Source organism: Micromonospora sp. NPDC004704, assembly GCF_053601675.1.
In genome coordinates this window covers 67690-87561 of record NZ_JBSGCD010000005.1, presented here as the reverse complement: position 1 = coordinate 87561, position 19872 = coordinate 67690, and the positions used below count along the sequence as shown (strand labels likewise).

At 71.5% G+C, this 19872-nt stretch carries 16 protein-coding genes; 10 read left to right on the top strand and 6 right to left on the bottom strand.

The window, feature by feature from the left end:
• The first annotated feature begins 1 nt into the window (after position 1).
• The 3 genes from ACWEFB_RS08570 (at position 2) to ACWEFB_RS08560 (ending at position 2329) form a co-directional block, all read left to right on the top strand.
• The gene (locus tag ACWEFB_RS08570; protein WP_326562008.1) at positions 2-502 is read left to right on the top strand and encodes a cation:proton antiporter regulatory subunit; all 501 of its coding nucleotides are present in this window, start codon (positions 2-4) and stop codon (positions 500-502) included.
• 6 nt (positions 503-508) lie between these two features.
• Positions 509-1726, top strand: coding sequence for a cation:proton antiporter (locus ACWEFB_RS08565; protein ID WP_326562007.1), 1218 nt, complete (start codon positions 509-511; stop codon positions 1724-1726).
• A gap of 171 nt (positions 1727-1897) precedes the next feature.
• A complete protein-coding gene (locus ACWEFB_RS08560; RefSeq protein ID WP_326562006.1) occupies positions 1898-2329 on the top strand; it encodes a hypothetical protein in 432 nt (143 codons plus the stop codon).
• A gap of 300 nt (positions 2330-2629) precedes the next feature.
• Here the strand turns inward: ACWEFB_RS08560 and ACWEFB_RS08555 are convergent, their stop codons facing one another.
• The 4 genes from ACWEFB_RS08555 to dnaK all read right to left on the bottom strand — a co-directional run bounded on the left by ACWEFB_RS08555 (position 2630) and on the right by dnaK (position 7290).
• On the bottom strand, positions 2630-3070 hold the full coding sequence (locus ACWEFB_RS08555) for a heat shock protein transcriptional repressor HspR (protein WP_326562004.1): 441 nt from the start codon (positions 3068-3070) through the stop codon (positions 2630-2632).
• Between the two features lie 26 nt (positions 3071-3096).
• A complete protein-coding gene (gene dnaJ, locus ACWEFB_RS08550; protein ID WP_326562003.1) occupies positions 3097-4302 on the bottom strand; it encodes a molecular chaperone DnaJ in 1206 nt (401 codons plus the stop codon).
• Between the two features lie 94 nt (positions 4303-4396).
• Entirely contained in the window at positions 4397-5239 is an 843-nt protein-coding gene (grpE, locus tag ACWEFB_RS08545) for a nucleotide exchange factor GrpE (protein WP_452283585.1), read from the bottom strand.
• Positions 5240-5400: 161 nt separating this feature from the next.
• On the bottom strand, positions 5401-7290 hold the full coding sequence (dnaK, locus tag ACWEFB_RS08540; protein WP_452283583.1) for a molecular chaperone DnaK: 1890 nt from the start codon (positions 7288-7290) through the stop codon (positions 5401-5403).
• A gap of 461 nt (positions 7291-7751) precedes the next feature.
• On the opposite strand from dnaK, the gene ACWEFB_RS08535 reads away from it, so the two are divergent.
• The 4 genes from ACWEFB_RS08535 to ACWEFB_RS08520 are packed head-to-tail and all read left to right on the top strand — an operon-like array spanning position 7752 to position 12897.
• The gene (locus ACWEFB_RS08535) at positions 7752-9515 is read left to right on the top strand and encodes an ABC transporter (protein ID WP_452284048.1); all 1764 of its coding nucleotides are present in this window, start codon (positions 7752-7754) and stop codon (positions 9513-9515) included.
• Positions 9512-11215, top strand: coding sequence for a GTPase (locus tag ACWEFB_RS08530; protein ID WP_452283581.1), 1704 nt, complete (start codon positions 9512-9514; stop codon positions 11213-11215). The genes ACWEFB_RS08535 and ACWEFB_RS08530 overlap by 4 nt, the downstream gene beginning before the upstream one ends.
• 10 nt (positions 11216-11225) lie before the next feature.
• Entirely contained in the window at positions 11226-11660 is a 435-nt protein-coding gene (locus ACWEFB_RS08525) for a hypothetical protein (RefSeq protein ID WP_452283579.1), read from the top strand.
• 10 nt (positions 11661-11670) lie between these two features.
• Positions 11671-12897: a hypothetical protein gene (locus ACWEFB_RS08520; RefSeq protein ID WP_452283577.1), complete on the top strand. Its 1227-nt coding sequence runs from the start codon at positions 11671-11673 to the stop codon at positions 12895-12897.
• Positions 12898-12965: 68 nt separating this feature from the next.
• Here ACWEFB_RS08520 and ACWEFB_RS08515 read toward each other — a convergent pair whose 3' ends face one another.
• Together ACWEFB_RS08515 and ACWEFB_RS08510 are read right to left on the bottom strand one after the other, a co-directional pair.
• Entirely contained in the window at positions 12966-14501 is a 1536-nt protein-coding gene (locus tag ACWEFB_RS08515) for a M28 family metallopeptidase (protein ID WP_452283575.1), read from the bottom strand.
• Between the two features lie 176 nt (positions 14502-14677).
• The gene (locus tag ACWEFB_RS08510) at positions 14678-15607 is read right to left on the bottom strand and encodes a hypothetical protein (RefSeq protein ID WP_452283573.1); all 930 of its coding nucleotides are present in this window, start codon (positions 15605-15607) and stop codon (positions 14678-14680) included.
• A gap of 561 nt (positions 15608-16168) precedes the next feature.
• Between ACWEFB_RS08510 and pdhA the strand changes: the two genes are divergently transcribed.
• From pdhA to ACWEFB_RS08495, 3 genes are read left to right on the top strand one after another with little or no spacing between them, the layout of a single operon-like run.
• Positions 16169-17353, top strand: a complete 1185-nt coding sequence (gene pdhA, locus ACWEFB_RS08505; protein WP_452283571.1) for a pyruvate dehydrogenase (acetyl-transferring) E1 component subunit alpha — start codon at positions 16169-16171, stop codon at positions 17351-17353.
• The gene (locus tag ACWEFB_RS08500) at positions 17353-18342 is read left to right on the top strand and encodes an alpha-ketoacid dehydrogenase subunit beta (RefSeq protein WP_326561994.1); all 990 of its coding nucleotides are present in this window, start codon (positions 17353-17355) and stop codon (positions 18340-18342) included. Before pdhA ends, ACWEFB_RS08500 begins: the two co-directional genes overlap by 1 nt.
• A gap of 4 nt (positions 18343-18346) precedes the next feature.
• Positions 18347-19816, top strand: coding sequence for a dihydrolipoamide acetyltransferase family protein (locus ACWEFB_RS08495; RefSeq protein WP_452283569.1), 1470 nt, complete (start codon positions 18347-18349; stop codon positions 19814-19816).
• The last annotated feature ends 56 nt before the right edge of the window (positions 19817-19872 follow it).

The following is a 19872-nucleotide window of genomic DNA, read 5'->3' as shown; positions in this document are numbered from 1 at the left end:
CGTGCGAGTACGCGTAGAACAGACCGCCCTGCCCGGGATCGGCGTGCGTCACGACATGGTGACCACGTCCGGGCGCCGGCTCGGGGTGGTCACCCATCGAAACGGTCGACGCGACCTGGTCTTCTACGACCGGGACGATCCCGACGCCTGCACGGCGGACATCCCGCTGACCGACGACGAGGCGGAGGCACTGGCCGACATCCTCGGCGCCTCGCTGATGTTGGGCCAGCTCTCCGGGCTGCGCCAGCAGGCCGCCGGACTGCTCACCGAGCAGATCTCCATCCCGGCGGGGTCACCGTACGTCGGGCGGAAGCTGGGCGACACCAAGGCTCGCACCCGGACCAGCGCCTCGATCGTGGCAGTGCTGCGCGAGCGCGAGGTCATCGCCTCCCCCGATCCCTCGTTCCGCTTCGAAGCCGGCGATGTGGTGGTCGTGGTCGGTACCCGCAGGGGTCTCGACGGCGTCACCGCGATCCTCGCCGACAGCGATCCGGACGGCTGATCGCGGATGCATGATCAAACAGTCCTGCTCGTCGAAGTCGGCGCGCTGCTGCTCGGGCTCGGCCTGCTCGGTCGGTTGAGCCGCCGGATCGGGCTCTCCCCGATCCCGCTCTACCTGCTGGCCGGCCTGGCCTTCGGCCACGGCGGCATCCTGCCGCTCTCCGCCAGCGAGGAGTTCTTCGCCGTCGGTGCCGAGATCGGCGTGATCCTCCTGCTGGTCATGCTGGGCCTGGAATACTCGGCCAGCGAACTCGTCGGCAACCTCCGCTCGGCCGCCCCCGCCGGTCTGATCGACGGGCTGCTCAACGCGCTCCCCGGCGCCGCGTTCGCGCTGCTGCTCGGCTGGGGCTGGCTCTCCGCCGTGGTGCTCGCCGGGATCACCTGGGTCTCGTCGTCCGGCGTGATCGCCAAGGTCCTGGCCGACCTGGGTCGCCTCGGTAACCGGGAAACCCCGGTCATCCTCTCGATCCTGGTCATCGAGGACCTCGCGATGGCGCTCTACCTGCCGCTGGTGACCGCCCTGCTGGCCGGCATCGGGCTGTTCGGCGGGGCGCAGGCGCTGGCCATCGCGGTCGCCACGGTCATCGTGGTGCTGGTCGTCGCGATCAAGTACGGGCACATCATCTCCCGGATGTTCGCACCACAGGATCCGGAGGCGCTGCTGCTCGGCGTACTCGGGCTGACCCTGCTGGTCGCGGGCCTCGCGGCAGGACTGAAGGTCTCGGCGGCGGTCGGCGCCTTCCTGGTCGGCATCGCGCTCTCCGGGCCGGTCGCACACCACGCGACCGAACTGCTCTCGCCGCTGCGGGACCTCTTCGCCGCCGTCTTCTTCGTCTTCTTCGGGCTGGCCACCGACCCCGCCGACATGCCGCCGGTACTGCTGCCGGCGCTGGGGCTGGCCGTCGTCACGATGGGCACGAAGGTGCTGACCGGCTACCTGGCCGCCCGCCGGGTCGGGATCGCCCTACCGGGGCGCTGGCGTACGGGACTCGCACTCATGCCACGCGGCGAGTTCTCGATCGTCATCGCCGGACTGGCGGTCACCGCCACCGGCGCCGGGGTGGTGATCGAACCGCAACTCGCCCCGCTCGCCACGGCGTACGTGCTGATCACCGTGGTCAGCGGTCCGATGCTGGCCCGGCTGCCGGACATGCGCTGGTTCAAGGACTGGTTGCGACGCAAGGCTCAGGCGTCGGCGCTCAAGCCGGCACCGGCAGTCGACTGAATCGCCCCGGTACGGGGGACTCTCCGTACTTTTGACGTAACGGCTTGATGAAATGGCACGTCAGGGTTCTTCCCCAGATCGGCGGCGGCACGCTACCGTGTCGCCGCAGCAGGTGGTGGTGCGCGCGGGACGCTGAGTGTCCCGCGCTCGCGAGAGCGGAAGGTCGGCCCGGTGAGCGTGCAGCAGACCGCGTTCCAAGGCTTCTCCAACCCGGTGGACCCGTCTCCCACCGAGTTGCGTGCCTGGGCTTACCAGCCCGATTCGGTGCCCCTGCAATCCATGCCACAGGACTGGGACCTGCTGGTCTCCGGTGACCGGCTGATCACCACCCTGTTCGACCTGGCGATGGACCGGTCCTGCCCGGCCCGCCGGTTCGCCCTGCACTGCCTCTACATCTACGCGGCCGACGGCATCCGGACGAAGTTCCGTGCCCACCCCAAACGGCGGCTGCGCAAGCTGGTCGAGCAGGCCGAGCAGGGCGGCGACGAGCAGATGCAGGTCTGGGCGCACAACAGTCGGGTGCTGCTGGCCAAGCCGGAGCTGTTCAACTACCACGACTGGTGCGAGGGCGGCCTGGTCCGCCAGAACCGCCGCCTCGCCTGACCGAGCGACCACCACCGGCATGTGCGCCCCGAAGCGGCCGGCACCCCCCATTCATCCTGCCCCCACCCCACCCTACCAACGCGACGATCTTGCAGTTGTGGTGGTTCACAAGCGTGGACGAAATACGCGAATTGGGGCGCCACAACTGCAAGATCGTCGCGAGGGTGGGGCGGGGCGGTACGGGCCGGGACCCCCCGTGGATCCCGGCCCGTGCCGGCATCCTCAAGGTAGGGCAGCGCCCCGCACTTCCGGGGGGAAATGCGGGGCGTGGTGGTATCCGAACGGCTCGAACGGGTCGGGTCAGCGGGGACGGGGGCGCCAGACGACCAGGGCGGTCGAGACCTGGTTGGTCGGTACGAGGTCGCGGCGCGGGAACGGGCCACTGGCCGCTGCGGCCTCCAGCTCGGCGACCCGCCGGTACGCGTGCTCCAGCTCGGCTTCCATCTGCGCCATCCGCTGCTGCAACTCGTCGACCAACTGCTCCAGGCCGATGATCCGCTTGATGCCGGCGAGGTTGACCCCGTCGTCCTGACTGAGTCGCTGCACCTCACGCAGCAGGGCGACGTCGCGCACGCTGTAGCGCCGCCCACCGCCGGCCGCCCGGCCGGGCTGGACCAGCCCCATCCGGTCGTACTGGCGCAACGTCTGGGGGTGCATTCCCGCCATCCGCGCCGCCACCGAGATCATCAACACCTTGGCATCGGACGACGTCTCGACCGAGATGATGAATTCCTCAGTCATCGCCACTCACCTCCGCATCACGACCGCTAGTTAACTCGACGCACCCGGGCGTCGAGATGTTCCCGACCGGCCGGAGGAGTCTGCTTGGCGAACAATTCCAATGCTTCACGGGCCTCGGGAGAGACCTGCGCCGGCACCGTGACCTCGACCGTCACCAGCAGATCGCCGGCCTGGCCGTCGCGGCGGGCGACACCCTTGCCCCGGGCCCGCAGGGTCCGGCCGCTCGGTGTGCCCGGCGGCACCCGCAGGGTCACCGCACCGTCCATCGTGGGCAGCCGCAGGTCGGTGCCGAGCACCGCCTCGGCGATGGTGATCGGGACGGTCAGTGTGAGGTCGTCACCGCTGCGCCCGAACAGCTCGTCGTTGCGTACCTTGACCAGCACGTAGAGGTCACCGGCGGAGCCGCCGCGCTCGCCCGGCTCACCGCGCCCGGCAAGCCGGATCCGCTGGCCGTCGGCCACCCCACCCGGGAACCGTACGTTCAGGGTGCGGGTCTTGGTCACCCCGCCGGTGCCGAGGCACTCGGGGCACTTCTCCTCAACCACCGTGCCGACGCCCTGGCACTCGCGGCACGGCTCGGAGAAGCTGAACGAGCCCTGGTTGCGGGTGACCACACCGGCACCGTGGCACTGTGGGCAGGCCCTCGGCTGGGTGCCGGGCTTGGCACCGTCGCCGTGGCAGGTGTCGCAGACGCCCGGCGCGCGCAGGGTCAGGGGCAGGGTGACCCCGCGTACGGCGTCGTTGAAGTCGAGTACGACCTCGGCCTCGACGTCGCGCCCCCGAGCCGGGCCACGGGCCCGTGGCGGCGCACCGGCGGCACCGCCACCGGAGAAGATCGAGCTGAACAGGTCGGAGAACCCGGCACCGCCGAACCGACGGTCTCCGGCACCGCCGGCACCCGCCTGACCGGCGTTGCCGAACAGGTCCGACACGTCGAACGGGTAACCGCCGGCGCTCGGCTGGCCGCTGCGGGCGTTGCGTCGGAACGCACCCGAGCCGAACAGCGAGCGCATCTCGTCGTACTCCCGGCGTTTGCGCTCGTCGGAGAGGACGTCGTACGCCTCGGAGACGGTCTTGAACCGCTCCTCGGCCTGCGGGTCACCCGGGTTGTGGTCCGGGTGCGACTCGCGGGCGAGCTTGCGGTACGCCTTCTTGATCTCATCGGAGGAGGCGGACTTACCCACACCCAGCGCGGCGTAGAAGTCCTTCTCCAGCCAGTCCTTGGAACTCATCTGTCGTCCACCCCCTTCCTCGCGTCGTGATCGGGGCGTACCGCGTCCGCCGCAGCGGCCCCCGGTACGCCCCGATCATGACAGTCGAATCCAACTACTCCGGATCGGCGACGGCGACCAGGGCGGGCCGCAGCAGCCGCTCGCCGAGCTGGTAACCGCGACGCATGACCTCGACGCAGGTGGGCTCGGTGACCTCGGCCGAGGTCTGGTGCGCCACCGCCTCGTGCCGGGTCGGGTCGAACGGGTCGCCCTTCTCCCCGAAGGGGGTCAGGCCGAACCTGGTCAGTGCCGTGTTGAGCTGCTCGGCCACGGTGCCGAACGGCCCGACCAGGTCGCCGTGCTCGCGTGCCCGGTCCAGGTCGTCCAGTACGGGCAGCAGCGCGGTCAGCACCTGTCCGGTGGTCTGCTCGGCTGCCACCCCCCGGTCCCGGTCCACCCGCTTGCGGTAGTTGGCGTACTCCGCCGACACCCGCTGGAGGTCCCGGGTCCGCTCGTCGAGCTCGCCGCGCAGTGCCTCCAACTCGGCGCCGAGCGGACCGGGTGCGCCGCTGACCGGCTTTGCCGGTGAATCCACCACCGCACCCTCCGGGCCGGTCGCCTGATCCAGCTTCGGCCCTCGGGCCTTGCCGTCAGCGAGCTCCACCTCGACCTCGGCGTCCTCGACCAACTCGTCCAGGATCGGGGTGTCCGACTCGCCCACCAGTTCCTCGTCGTCGTCCGACTCGTCCGGCTGCCCCGGCTCGACCCCGTTCACCCGCGCCTCGACATCCGCCGCATCGGCGTCGTCGGTGGCCGGGTCGGACCCGTTGTCGTGCCGATCGATCTTCCGATTGTCCCGGATGACAACCCGCTCGCCAGCCTGCTCCTGCGCCGGGCCGGAGCCACCCGGCGTCGACCCGGTGGTCTCCGGGTCGGCGGCTTGTGGCTTCTCCGTCATGACTTCTCCTCGCTCCGCTCGTCCAGACCCCGGTCCACGGGACCGGGCTGGGCGATCACCCTGCGCTGTTCGGCCACGCGACTACCTCGCGCCGATGAGCGCCGAAGGCAGCGCCGGTCCCGACCGCACAGGGGCGGCCGGGCCGGCGTGGTGGCGACGGGTCACTTCTTGTCGTCCTCGTCGACGATCTCGGCGTCCACGACGTCGTCCGGACCGCCGGCCGGCTTGCCGGTCGGGCCGGCACCGGTCGCGCCGGCACCCGCACCCGCGGCACCGGGCTGCTCGCCCTGCTCCGCCTGCTGGGCGTAGAGCAGCGAGCCGGCCTGCTGGGAGACGGTGGCCAGCTTCTCGTGCGCCGACTTGATCGCCTCCAGGTCGGTGCCGCCGAGCGCGCTGCGCAGGTCACCGAGTGCCTCGTTGATCTGGTCGCGGGACTCGCCGGGGAGCTTGTCGCCGCTCTCGGCCAGGAACTTCTCGGTCTGCCACTGGAGCTGCTCGGCGACGTTGCGGGTCTCCGCCTCCTCGCGGCGGCGCTTGTCGTCGTCGGCGTGGTCCTGGGCGTCGCGCATCATCCGCTCGATGTCGTCCTTCGGCAGCGCCGAGCCGCCGGTGATCGTCATCGACTGCTCCTTGCCGGTGCCCAGGTCCTTCGCGTTGACGTGCACGATGCCGTTGGCGTCGATGTCGAAGGTGACCTCGACCTGCGGCACGCCGCGCGGCGCCGGCGGCAGCCCGGTCAGCTCGAAGGTGCCGAGCTTCTTGTTGTAGGAGGCGATCTCGCGCTCACCCTGGAAGACCTGGATCAGCACCGACGGCTGGTTGTCGTCCGCCGTGGTGAAGACCTCGGAGCGCTTGGTCGGGATGGTGGTGTTGCGCTCGATCAGCTTGGTGAAGATGCCGCCCTTGGTCTCGATGCCCAGGCTCAGCGGGGTCACGTCGAGCAGCAGGACGTCCTTGACCTCACCCTTGAGCACACCGGCCTGCAGCGCGGCACCGACCGCGACGACCTCGTCCGGGTTGACGCCCTTGTTCGGGTCGCGACCGATGAGCTGCTTGACCAGCTCGGAGACGGCCGGCATCCGGGTGGAGCCGCCGACCAGGATCACGTGGTCGACGTCGGCAACCTTGACGCCGGCGTCCTTGATCGCCTGCTCGAACGGGCCCTTGGTGCGGTCCAGCAGGTCCTGCGTCATGCGCTGGAACTCGGCCCGGGTCAGGGTGGCGTCGAGGTGCAGCGGGGCCGACGGGGCACCGTCGGTGGCCGCCGGACCGGCGGTGATGTACGGCAGGTTGATGCTGGTGGTGGTCGCCGCGGACAGCTCGATCTTGGCCTTCTCGGCCGCCTCGCGGAGCCGCTGCATCGCCATCTTGTCCTGGGACAGGTCGACGCCGTGCTGGCCACGGAAGGTCTTGACCAGGTGGTCGATGATCCGCTCGTCCCAGTCGTCGCCGCCCAGGTGGTTGTCACCGCTGGTCGACTTGACCTCGACCACGCCCTCGGCCAGCTCCAGCAGCGACACGTCGAAGGTGCCGCCACCGAGGTCGAAGACCAGTACGGTCTGCTCCTTGGAGCCCTTGTCCAGCCCGTAGGCCAACGCCGCCGCGGTCGGCTCGTTCACGATCCGCAGTACGTTGAAGCCGGCGATCTCACCGGCCTCCTTGGTGGCCTGCCGCTGGGCGTCGTTGAAGTACGCCGGAACGGTGATCACCGCGTCGGTGATCCGCTCGCCCAGGTACGCCTCGGCGTCCCGCTTGAGCTTCATCAGCGTGCGCGCCGAGATCTCCTGCGGGGTGTACTTCTTGCCGTCGATGTCTACCGACCAGTTGGTGCCGACCTCCCGCTTGACCGACCGGATGGTCCGGTCCGGGTTGGTCACCGCCTGGCGCTTGGCGACCTCACCGACGAGCACCTCGCCGTTCCGGGCGAACGCGACGATCGAAGGAGTCGTCCGCGAGCCCTCGGCGTTCGCGATGACGGTAGGCTCACCGCCTTCGAGAACGCTGACGCAGGAGTTCGTCGTGCCGAGGTCGATGCCGACCGCACGTGCCATCTTTGCTTCCTCGCTTCGTTACTAGGCAGGTGACGGGCACCGCCCGCAGCACACCCACCGCAAGTTGAGTGGACCGGACTCAATAGTGCCACGATGATCCCAGGCGTCAAGTTGGAGTTGAGTCACATCCACGCAACCTCGGCCGATCGGCCCGCTGAGCAGGGCCGAATGCCGGCCGTCACCACATCGGTACGGACGGACCGACATGGGTGCCTGTTGTCTGTCTTGCATGCATCAGGCAGGCTTTACCCGTGACGACGCACGGCGATCCCGCCAGCGGTCCCGGCGCGCCCGCCATCGTGGAGAAACCTCCCACAATATCCGAATCTTCCTCTCAACCGCCCACCGACCGGACGAGCGAGGAGCAACCGATCGCCGGCACCGGCGACACCGGGCCCGCAAGAGCCCGTGCCGGGACGGCAGCGCCCGAAGGCACCCATCGTGCACCGGTCGTGCACGAGGTGACCTGGCGGGCAGCGGACGGCCCGGAGGTCGCACAGGGCACCGAACCCGACCTGCGGCCGGCGCTGGCGCAACTGCGTACGGCGATCACCGAGACGACGTACCCGTTGGTCCTGCCGTCGGCCGACGAGGCCCGGCAGGTCGGCTCGGCGGTGGCCGCGCAACTCGACGACTACCTGCTGCCGCGCCTCGCCCGGCTCGACGCACCGCTGCTCGTGGTCGTCGGGGGCTCCACCGGCGCCGGCAAGTCGACCCTGGTCAACAGCCTGGTCCAGGCCCGGGTCAGCGCCACCGGAGTGCTCCGGCCGACAACCAGGGCACCCGTCCTGGTCTGCAACCCGAGCGACCTGGCCTGGTTCCGGCAGGGCGAACTCCTGCCCGGCCTGACCCGTACGACCGACGCCAGTGACGACCCCGGCACGCTGCAGCTCATCGCGGCGCCCGCCCTCGCCCCCGGCCTGGCCTTCCTCGACGCCCCCGACATCGACTCCGTGGTCGACGCCAACCGGGCCCTCGCCTCACAGCTCCTGGCCGCCGCCGACCTGTGGCTCTTCGTCACCACCGCCGCCCGGTACGCCGACGCCGTCCCGTGGGAACTGCTCCGCACCGCCCGGCTGCGCGGCACCGTGATCGCCCTCGTGCTCGACCGGGTCCCCCGCGAGGCCGCCGACGAGGTCGCCGACCACCTCACCGAGATGCTCACCGAACAAAAGCTGGGGGCGGCACCGCTGTTCGTCCTCCCCGAGACCCCGGTCGACGGGCAGGGCCTGCTGCCGGAGCGGTACACCGCGCCGCTGCGGTCCTGGTTCGCCCGACTGGCCGGCGACGCCGACGCCCGCGCCGCGGTGGTCCGGCAGACCCTCGACGGGGCGCTGACCGCGCTGCGGCCGGCGGTCGCCAGCCTGGCCACCGCCGCCGACGACCAGGCGGCCACCGCCGACGACCTCGCCGAGCGCGCCCGCGCCGCCTACCGGGGCGCCCGGCGTACGGTCGAGAACGGGCTCCAGGACGGCCGGCTGCTCCGCGGCGAGGTGCTCAACCGCTGGCAGGAGTTCGTCGGCACCGGTGAACTGTTCCGCACCCTGGAGGCGCGGATCGGTCGGCTCCGTGACCGGGTCGTCGCGGCGGTCACCGGGCGACCCGCGCCGGGCCGGCAACTCCAGCACGCGATCGAGTCCCAACTGGTCAACCTGCTGCGCGGAGTCGCCGCCGAGGCCGCCGAGGGGGCGTACAACGCCTGGCACACCCATCCGTCCGGGGCGGCGCTGCTCACCCCGGCGCTCGGCCGCCCCGGGGTGGACCTGCCGGACCGGGCCGAGCGGCTGATCCGGGACTGGCAGCGCGGCGTACTGGAGCTGGTCCGGGCCGAGGCCGGTGACAAGCGGTTCGTCGCCCGTACCGCCGCGTACGCGGTCAACGCGATGGGGCTCGCGGTCATGGTGGCGGTCTTCGCCTCGACCGCCTTCATCCCGACCGGGTTGGAGGTCGCCGCGGCGGGCGGCACCACCGTCGCCGCACAGAAGGTGCTCGAAGCGATCTTCGGTGACCAGGCCATCCGTACCCTGGCCGCCCGCGCCCGCCGCGACCTGCTGGTCCTGGTCGACCGGCTGTTGGACGAGGAGATGGCCCGCTACCTCGACCAGCTCGCGACCGTCGAGGTCGGCGAGGAACCCGGCGCCCGGCTGCGCGCCGCCGCCGAGGCGGTCGAACGCGCCCGGGCCCGGACCGGCCTCACCACCGGCGGCCCGGAGGGAGCCCGGTGAGCAACCTCGCGGGCAAGGTACGCGACGCGCTGCGCGGCGGCCGGCTGATCGACGCCGACCGGCTGCTGAACCGGCTGGAGGCGATCGACCGGTTCCGGCGCGCCGTCGACGGGTTGCTGCCGGAAAAGCCCCTCGGCGCCGCGCACACCCTGGTCGAACGGGCCGAGGCCCGGCTCGCCCTGTCCCGGGACCACACCGTGGTCGCCCTCGCCGGCGCCACCGGCAGCGGCAAGTCGAGCCTGTTCAACGCGCTCGCCCGGTGGGAGATGTCCCCGGTCGGGGTACGCCGGCCGACCACCGGCGTCACCCACGCCTGCGTCTGGGGACCACTGACCGGCGCCGCCAAGCTGCTCGACTGGGTCGGCGTGCTCCCCCGACACCGGTTCGTACGGGAGAGCGCCCTCGACGGTGACGACGAGTTGGCCCTGCACGGCCTGGTCCTGCTCGACCTGCCCGACTTCGACTCGGTCCAGTGGGCGCACCGGGCGGAGGTGGACCGGCTGCTCGGCCTGGTCGACCTGGTCGTCTGGGTGGTCGACCCGCAGAAGTACGCCGACCGGGTGGTGCACGCCAACTACCTGCGCGACTTCAAGCGGCACCAGGACGTCACCGTGGTGGTGCTCAACCAGTCCGACCGGCTCCCACCGGCCGACGTGCCCCGGGTGGTGGCCGACCTGCGCCAGATCCTCGCCCGCGACGAGCTGGACCAGGTCCCGGTGCTGGCCACCTCGACCCTGAACCAGGCCGGCATCGCCGACCTGCGGGCCACCCTCGAACGTACGGTCGCGGAGCGGCAGGCGGCACTGAGCCGGCTCTCCGCCGACGTGGACGTGGTCGTCGACGAACTCGCCGAACTGATGGGCCCACCGGCGAACGAGAACGACATCGACCGGCGGACGATCCGGCGGCTCACCGAGGCACTCGCCGGCTCCGCCGGAGTGCCGGCGGTGGCCGAGGCGACCCGCAGGGCGTACGTGCACCGGGCCGGCGCGGCCACCGGTTGGCCGGTCGTACGCGGCTGGCGGCGGCTGCGCCCCGATCCGTTGCGCCGGCTGCACCTGCCCGGCCCCGGACGGGACGACACCCCCGCCGTCGACTCCGGCACCGGAGGCACCCCTATCGGGGTCACCTCGCTGCCCGACCCGACCGCCGCCCAGCGGGCCGCCGTCGGGCTGGCCGTACGGGCGATCGCCGACCAGTCCGGAGCCGCGCTCCCCGAGCCGTGGACGGCGGCGGTGACCGCCGCGGCCCGGTCCCGCCTCACCGACCTGCCGGACGCTCTCGACCGGGCGGTGGCCGGCACCGACCTCGGCATGGGGCGCAGCCCGCTCTGGTGGCGGGTCGTCGGCGGGGTCCAGTGGCTGGCCATCCTGGGCGCGTTGGCCGGGCTCGGCTGGCTGGTGGTCGGGTACGCGCTGCGGGCGCTGGGTCTGCCTCCGCTGGACTACCCGACCGTCGGGGTGGTGCCGATGCCGACCGTCCTGCTGCTCGGCGGGCTGCTGCTCGGGGTGGTGGTCGCCCTGCTGGTCAAGCCGATCATCGGATTCGCGGCCCGGCGGGCCGGTGGACGGGCCGAGGAGCGGCTGCACGCCGCCGTCTCCGAGGTGGGCAAGGAACTCGTCGTCGCGCCCGTACGCGAGGTGCTCCGCCGGTACGCCCAGGCCCGCGAGGCGCTCGCCCTGGCCACCTCCTCCCGGTGAGCGGGCAACCGTGGGCGCCCTGCCGGTGAACCGGTGGGCGGGGCCGCTGCTGCGCGCCGGTCTGGTCCTGCTCGGTGTGTTGCACGTGTCGTGGGGCATTCCCGCGGTGGCCGCCCCGCGCTGGTTCTTCGACCACTTTCCCGGTTTCGGGCAGACCTGGACGGCCGCGTACCCGCCGTTCAACGTGCACCTGATGACCGATGTCGGGGCGGCGTTCCTGACCCTGGGCGCACTGCTGCTCGCCGCCGCCTGGCTGGCCGACCGGCGGGTGACCAGGGTGGTACTCGGCGGGGTGCTGCTCTTCTCCGCCCTGCACCTCGCCTTCCACCTGTCCCATCACGGGACGCTGGCCGGTGGCGGGCTGGTCGCCAGCCTCGTCTCGCTCGCTCTGGGCGTACTCGCGCCGGGCGCGCTGCTGGTACTCACGAGGTGGCCGCGGGCGTAGGGTCGGAGCCATGGCGACGCCTCAAACCCCCTACGACGCGGTGCTGCACGCCGCCCGCGACGTAACCAAGCTGGACTGCGCACTGGATGCCGAAATGCTCGGCGCGGCACTTCTGGGCAGTGTCTACGCGATCGCCGACGAAGACCGCAGCACGGCCGTACGCGAGTTCGTCGGCGGTTTCCTCGCCGCGACGTCGCGGCGGCGGACGGCCGCCGCGACCACCATCCGGAACGTGTTCGCCACCCTGGTGCCGGACGCGGAGGGCGCGGCCACGGTGAAGCAGGGCGCGTCCGCGCCGTCGTGGTCGGGCCAGCTCGGCAAGGTCCGGCTCACCGGCAGCTACGCCTACGGCGACGTGTACGGCGACCAGACGTCCTACCTCGCCACCTTCGCGTACGACGACGGTGAGGCGGGCGGGCCGGAGCATGCGGTGGTGGCCCTGGTCGACCACAACATCGGGATCACCAAGGACGTCTTCGTCGGCGGGCCGGCCGAACGCATCCTCGGTCAGGTACGCGAGATGTGCGCCAACGACGAGCTGACCTGGTTCCGGGAGGAGGAACCGCGCCGGTTGCGCCGCGAGGTGGACCGCTACCTGGCGGTGACCGACGAGCTCGGTGACCTGCCGGCGGAGGGCTCCCTCGCCACCGACCGGGCCCTGGTCGGCGCCCGGCTGGCGTTGCTGCCGGCCTCGGTGCTGACGGCGGTGCCGGACGAGCCGGAGCCGCTGTCGGCGGAGCAGCGTTCGGCGCTGGTCCGGGCGTTCCTCGACTCGCCGGAGGCGGCCCGGTTCGGGCTGGCCGACGTGCCGGAGGCCGACCTGGCCTCGCTGCACTTCTGCCTCAGCCTGGTGCTGGACCACTCGGCGAGCTTCCCGGACGCGGACCCGATGCGGTGGAGTCCGGCGGTCGCCGGCCTCTTCCTGCTCGACTGGGTGCACCGCCGCGCGGTGCTCGACATGGACGACGCGGCCATGCTGCCCCGGGCGGTACGTGCCTGGGCCGCCTATGCCGCCCGTCGGCGTGGCCTGCCGGAGTCGGCGGTGCCGCAGACGGACGAGGCCATCGAGGAGATGGTGCCGGAGTTCGCCCGGCTCTACAGCACCGGTGAGCGGCGCAGCCCGGCGACGGCGGCGGTGGCGCAGTTGATGGCGGACGGGGTGGACCCGGACGACCCGGACGCGCTCGACGCCTGGATCGAGGCGAACCGCCAGCGCCTCGGCGAGGAACCGGCCTAGCAACCGAACCTGAAGAACGGGTACGGGGCGACGCTTCTGCGCCGCCCCGTACCCCGTTTCCGTGCTGACTAGCTGGCGTACCCGTGATCGTCGTGCAGTCCGCCGCCACCGCCGGCCGGAGCGGTCGAGCCGCTCGCCGGTCCGTTGCTCGGGGCGTTCAGGCTGCGGGTGTCGAAGGCGTACGTGACCACGGCGTGTGCGACCGCGTCGGACATCTCGTCGATCGCCTTCTTGCTCACGTTGCGGATGTTGTCGCAGGCCTGGTGGTAGCAGACGTCGTACGCGACTCCGGCGGTCCCGCCGTAGACCGCCGCCTCGGCCTCGGTCTTGACCAGCTCGGCACCGGTGAACAGGCCACCGGAGGGGATGTCGACACCGGCCGCGATGAACGGGCCGTAGTCGCTGCGGCCGGAGAACGGCGTTTCCGCCGACGCCAGCCCCTGGGACTCGAAGTAGTCGTGGAAGAGGGCCTCGATCGCCCCGGAACCGGGCGGTCCGACCGCCGAACCGGTGCCCGGTGGGAAGGCCGAGTTGTCACCGTCGTAGACGAACCGTACGTAGTTCGGCGAGCCGACCATGTCGAAGTTCAGGTAGAGCGCGATCCTGTCCCGCTCCGCCTGCGGCAGGTTGGCGATGTAGTACGTCGAGCCGACCAGGTTGGACTCCTCGGCGCCCCAGAGCGCGAACCGTACCTTGTTCTTCGGGTGCAGCAGCCTCATCTGCTCGGCGACCTCCAGGATCGCCCCGCTGCCGCTGCCGTTGTCGTTGATGCCCGGCCCCTCGGGGACCGAGTCGAGGTGCGCACCGGCCATCACCACGTTGTTCGGGTTGCCCCACCGCGACTCGGCGATCAGGTTCTCGGTGGTGGCCATGCCCCGGAAGGTGTCCGTACGCACCCGCAGGGTCAGTCCACCCGGGACCTGGCCGACGAGTTCCTGACCGAGCGCCTGGGTCACCCCGACCGCGGCGAAGTTGGCGGTGAAGGTGTTGCCGAGGGTGCCGGCCAGTGCTCCGGTGGTGTTGTTGTAGACGACGATCGCCGACGCTCCGGCGGCTGCCGCGGCGAGCGCCTTGTCGCCGAACGGGCAGGTGCCCCGGCTGACCAGGACGATGGTGCCGACGTTGGCCGGGCCGAAGGCTGCCGCCGTACATCCGAACTGGTCACCGATTGGTACGGAGGCCGGCGCGGTGACGTCGGCGCTGCCCGAGTAGCTCATGATCCGGTGTTCCAGTGCGCCCGGTGCGGGGGATACCCGGTCCAGTTCGGACGGACTGTTGATCAGGAAGGTCTGGAAGTCGAACGCCTGCCGGGTGGTCCGGTAACCGGCCTTGCGCAGCACCTTCTCGGCGTAGTCGACGGACTTGTTGTAACCGGGTGAACCGGAGGCGCGGTTGCCGCCGTTGCGGTCACTGATCTTCTGGAGTTCCTTCAGATGGTGCAGTACGCCGTTGGCGGTGACCGCCTTGCGTACCAGCCAGGACTGGAAAGCTCCCGACCCGCCGCCGGTGGCCTGTGCCGGCGGCGCCGCCACGACCACGCCCAGCACCATCGCGGTGCCGGCGGCCAACAGGCGACGACGCCAGGTACGACTGGATTGAGCCACACTGCCCTCCCGTTCGGGTCGCCCGGGGGTGACCCGGAATCGAATCGAAGAGGATCAGCATAGTCAGTCGTCACTGCCTGGTGATCGGCCGAACCGACAGCTCAGGGACGCGACGGAGACCGTTGGCGCCGACCGGCCCGTCGCATCTCGCGCCGACCGCCCGCCCGCCGAGAACCTCAGGCGGGCAGGGCCGACAGGCCGGCGACCGCCGCTCGCGGGGACGGAATCGGCGTCGGCCGGACGGACGGCGTGGGCACGGGCGTACCGGTGCCGGTCGGCGCGGCCGTCGGACCCGGCGGGTCGCTCTCGGTCGGCGCGGGCGTCGGACCCGGTGAGTCGCTTCCGGTCGGCGCGGGCGTCGGAAGCGGCGGGTCGCTCTCGGTCGGGTCCGGTGCGGGACTGCCGGTCGGTTCCGGGGTCGGGTCGGGTCCGCTCGCGGTCGGCTCCGGGGTCGGGGCGACGCTCGGATCGGGTACCGGACTCGAGGTCGGCTCCGGGCTGAGGGTCGGCTCCGGTGACGGGCTGACCGTCGGCTCCGGGGTCGGGCTCGCGGTCGGCTCCGGGGTCGGACCGGGCGGGCCGGTCGGGGACGGCTGCGGGGCCGGGCTCGACGCGGTCGGTTCCGGGCTCGGCGGTGGCACCGGGGGCGGTGCCGGCGGGCGGGTCGGCTGCGGGGCCGGGCGGGGCGGGTGACCCGGCTCGGGCCGGGCCGGTACGGGACCCCGGGTCGGCCGGTCGGCCGGGTCCGGGGGCTGTCGGAGCACCGACGGGGTGATCCGGGCCTCGGCGGCCGGCGGCAGGGCGCCCGGCAGGGCCGTCGGCGGGAGCGGCAGGACAACCGGCCCCTCGGACGGCGGGGCGATGAACGGCATGGTGCCGGTCGGTCTGGTGCCGCCGACGGTGGCGGAACCGGCGCTGATCGCGGCGATGATCGGCAGCGACGAGGTGCTCGCCAGCAGGGTGACGATGAACAGGTACCGCCGGGTCGGGCCGGCGAGCCCCTCCGCGCGGTGGGCGCCGGTGGCGCGGCGGCTCGCGGGCGGGGGGCCGGACCGCCGGTGGCGGGGCGGCAGCGAGGGTACGGGGTCGGCACCGTGATCCGGCACGGGCGTCCTCCTCGTCCTGTCGAGCGCACCGGTGAGCGCGCCTGACGCCGGCACCGGCGACATCGAGTCATACGACATCACCGGCACCGACGTACGGCGGCGTCAACCGGGCGGGGCGGCGGGGAAGAACTCTCCCTACCGCAGCGGTAGCACCGCCACATACAGTGACGTAGTAACGCTTTGTTGGCTAGCCCCCCACAGCGTGTCAATTTTTGAAGTTTGGTGCCGACGCTCCCTACAGTCATAAAAGGGACAGGACTCCATGAAGCCGACGTCCGTCGATCACTGGTCGAGGCCGAGCTGTGGGCGCGCTCACCACCTCTGCAAATATGGACCTGACGGCAACGCAGCCAAGGTCTCCGCGTACCCCGCGGCAGGCGCGGCTCGGCGCCGGCAACTCCCGAACCTGGTTCGGCCAGAATCCGGTTCACGCCGCGCGGCAACCCCCACCGGGGCTAGGCGTGGCGGCCACTACCCGGTCCGGCAGCAGCCGGCACGGGCGCAGGAGCTGCGCGGTCGGGAAACCCCCGAGGCCGACGCACACACGACAGGGAGAGACGGATGGCGAGAGGCGACGGCGGGGCCACGGCCCGTGGCAAGCGGGCCGCACCCAGGGCTGCAAAGCCGGGGGCGAAGAGCACGGGTGATCCCAACCTCGTGCAGCTGCTCACCCCGGACGGTGACCGGATCGACTCGGCGACGGGACCGGACGGGACCGAGTACCGGGTGGACTTCACCGACGAGGAGTACCGCGGGCTCTACCGCGACCTCGTCCTGGTGCGCAAGCTCGACGCGGAGGCGACCGCGCTGCAGCGTCAGGGCGAGCTGGGCATCTGGGCCAGCCTGCTCGGCCAGGAGGCCGCCCAGGTCGGTTCGGGCCGAGCCCTGCGTACGCAGGACATGGCATTCCCCACCTACCGCGAGCACGGCGTGCTCTACTGCCGCGGGATCGACCCGATCATGCCGCTGGGACTCTTCCGCGGCGTGGACCAGGGCGGTTGGGACCCCAACGAGTTCAAGTTCAACATGTACACGATCGTCATCGGGGCACAGACTCTGCACGCGACCGGCTACGCCATGGGCATCAGCATGGACGGCAGGATCGGCGGCGACGAGGGCGAAGCGGTCATCGCGTACTTCGGTGACGGGGCAACCTCGCAGGGTGATGTGAACGAGGCGTTCGTCTGGTCGGGTGTGTTCAACTCGCCGATCGTCTTCTTCTGCCAGAACAACCAGTACGCGATCTCCGAGCCGCTGGAGCGCCAGACCCGCGTCCCGCTCTACCAGCGGGCCGCCGGCTTCGGCTTCCCCGGCGTACGGGTCGACGGCAACGACGTGCTCGCCACGTACGCGGTCACCCGCAACGCCCTGGACAACGCGCGCAACGGACAGGGACCGACCCTGATCGAGGCGTACACGTACCGGATGGGTGCGCACACCACCACCGACGACCCGACCCGCTACCGGATCGCCAGCGAGGTCGAGGCGTGGCGGGCCAAGGACCCGCTGGCCCGGATGAAGGCGTTCCTCGAGAAGCAGCAGATCGCCGACGAGTCGTTCTTCGCCGACATCGACGAGCAGGCCAAGCGGGAGTCCCTGCACCTGCGCGAGCGGGTGCTCGCCATGCCGGACCCGGAGCCGCTGACCCTCTTCGACCACGTCTACGCCCACGGCTCCCCGCTGGTCGACGCAGAACGTGAGCAGGCAGCCCGGTACCTGGAGTCGTTCGAAGGGAGTGCGCACTGATGGCCACCGAAACCCTCACCCTGGGCAAGGCACTCAACCTCGGCCTGCGGCGCGCACTGGAGCAGGACCCCAAGGTCATCATCATGGGCGAGGACGTCGGCAAGCTCGGCGGCGTCTTCCGGATCACCGACGGACTCCAGAAGGACTTCGGCGAGAACCGGATCATCGACACCCCGCTCGCCGAGTCCGGCATCATCGGCACCGCGGTCGGCCTGGCCATCCGCGGCTACCGGCCAATCTGCGAGATCCAGTTCGACGGCTTCGTCTACCCCGCGTACGACCAGATCGTGTCGCAGGTGGCGAAGATGCACTACCGGTCGCAGGGCAAGGTCAAACTGCCGATCGTCATCCGGATCCCGTACGGCGGCGGCATCGGTGCGGTCGAGCACCACTCGGAGTCGCCGGAGGCGTACTTCTCGCACACCGCCGGGCTCAAGGTCGTGAGCTGCGCCTCCCCCCAGGACGCGTACTCGATGATCCAGCAGTCGGTGCTGTCGGACGACCCGATCGTCTTCCTGGAGCCGAAGCGCCGGTACTACGAGAAGGGCCCGGTCGACGTCGACGCCCCGCTCGCCGACGCGTACCCGCTGCACGCCACCCGTCTGGTGCGCGCCGGCCGGGACGCCACCGTGCTCGCGTACGGGCCGATGGTCCGGACCGCCCTGGACGCGGCCACCGCCGCCGAGGAGGACGGCCGGGACCTGGAGGTCTTCGACCTGCGTTCGCTCTCCCCGCTGGACCTGCGCCCGGTCTACGACTCGGTACGCCGGACCGGTAGGTGCGTGGTGGTGCACGAGGCCCCCGGCAACCTGGGCCTCGGCTCGGAGCTGGCCGCCCGGATCACGGAGGAGTGCTTCTACTCGCTGGAGGCGCCGGTGCTGCGGGTGACGGGGTACGACACTCCGTACCCGGCCGCCCGGGTCGAGGAGGACTACCTGCCGACCCTCGACCGGGTGCTCGACGGCGTCGACCGCACCTTCGGATGGTGAGCTAATGCCACGGATCGAACAGTTCAACCTGCCCGACCTGGGCGAGGGCCTGACCGAGGGCGAGATCCTCAAGTGGCTGGTCTCGGTCGGCGACACGATCGAGCTCAACCAGCCGATCGTCGAGGTGGAGACCGCGAAGGCTGCGGTCGAGATCCCGGCGAAGTGGGGTGGCGTCGTGCACGCCATCTTCGAGGCCGAGGGTGCCGTGGTCGAGGTCGGCGCGCCGATCATCCAGATCGACACCCAGCCCGGCGCCGGACCGCTCGGCCCCGGTGACAACGGTGGCCTGCCCGTCCCGTCGGCCGAGGCACTGGCCGCGGTGGAGATCGCCCCGGCCGAGGGCGCGATCGAGCCCGGAATGATCGGTGGTCCGGCACCGGGTGGGCGTACCGCCGTCCTGGTGGGTTACGGACCGAAGACCGGCGCCGCCAAGCGGAGGCCCCGCAAGGGTGCGGAGCCGGTGGCCGCGGCAGCTCCGGTGCAGGCAGCTCCGGCACCGGTACGGCAGCCCGTTCCTGCTCCGACACCGGTCCCGACACCGGCTCCGACACCGCAGGTGCAGCCGGCGCCGACGGGCGGTGGGCCCGTGCTCGCCAAGCCCCCGGTGCGCAAGCTCGCCCGGGACCTGGGAGTGGATCTGTCCGTACTCGCCGGGTCGGGACCGCTCGGGTCGATCACCCGGGAAGACGTACACCGGGCCTCGGCCGGCGCCGCGACGGTGGCCGAGCCGACGGTGGCGACGGTGACCGGGTCCTCGGCCCCGGCCTTCGGACCCGACCGCGAGCAGCGGATCCCGGTGAAGGGGGTACGGAAGCTGACCGCGGCGAACATGGTCGCGTCGGCGTTCACCGCACCGCACGTCACCGAGTTCCTGACCGTCGACGTGACCCGGACGATGAAGGCGATCGACCGGCTGCGGGCGCTGCCGGAGTGGCGGGAGGTGCGGATCTCCCCGCTGCTGCTGGTCGCCAAGGCGGTCCTGCTGGCGGTCGGTCGGCATCCCTTGGTCAACTCGACCTGGGCCGGCGACGAGATCGTGGTCAAGGAGTACGTCAACCTCGGCATCGCGGCGGCCACCGAGCGGGGGCTGATCGTGCCGAACATCAAGGATGCCGGTCGGCTCTCCCTGCGGGAACTGGCGGACGCGATGACCGGGCTGGTCCAGACCGCGAAGACCGGTCGTACGGCACCGGCCGACATGTCCGGTGGCACCTTCACGATCACCAACGTGGGGGTGTTCGGGGTCGACACGGGTACGCCGATCCTGCCGCCGGGTGAGTCCGCGATCCTGGCCCTCGGCACCATCCGGGACACCCCCTGGGTGCACAAGGGCAAGATCAAGGTACGTCAGGTCACCACGCTCGGCCTGTCGTTCGACCACCGGATCATCGACGGCGAACTCGGGTCGAAGTTCCTGCGCGACATCGGCGCGTTCCTGGCCGATCCGGAGGCGGCACTGCTCGCCTGGACCTGATCGCCGCCCGAAACCACGCCTGATCCGACCGGATGTCCGGTCCGGCTCGACGGCAA

Excerpts from the sequence above, each read along its gene's own strand:
- grpE (WP_452283585.1), bottom strand. The coding sequence starts at position 5,239 with ATGACGGAGAAGCCACAAGCCGCCGACCCGGAGACCACCGGGTCGACG.
- dnaJ (WP_326562003.1), bottom strand. The coding sequence starts at position 4,302 with ATGAGTTCCAAGGACTGGCTGGAGAAGGACTTCTACGCCGCGCTGGGT.
- ACWEFB_RS08520 (WP_452283577.1), top strand. The coding sequence starts at position 11,671 with ATGGCGACGCCTCAAACCCCCTACGACGCGGTGCTGCACGCCGCCCGC.
- ACWEFB_RS08555 (WP_326562004.1), bottom strand. The coding sequence starts at position 3,070 with ATGACTGAGGAATTCATCATCTCGGTCGAGACGTCGTCCGATGCCAAG.
- dnaK (WP_452283583.1), bottom strand. The coding sequence starts at position 7,290 with ATGGCACGTGCGGTCGGCATCGACCTCGGCACGACGAACTCCTGCGTC.
- ACWEFB_RS08495 (WP_452283569.1), top strand. The coding sequence starts at position 18,347 with ATGCCACGGATCGAACAGTTCAACCTGCCCGACCTGGGCGAGGGCCTG.
- ACWEFB_RS08565 (WP_326562007.1), top strand. The coding sequence starts at position 509 with ATGCATGATCAAACAGTCCTGCTCGTCGAAGTCGGCGCGCTGCTGCTC.
- ACWEFB_RS08500 (WP_326561994.1), top strand. The coding sequence starts at position 17,353 with ATGGCCACCGAAACCCTCACCCTGGGCAAGGCACTCAACCTCGGCCTG.
- pdhA (WP_452283571.1), top strand. The coding sequence starts at position 16,169 with ATGGCGAGAGGCGACGGCGGGGCCACGGCCCGTGGCAAGCGGGCCGCA.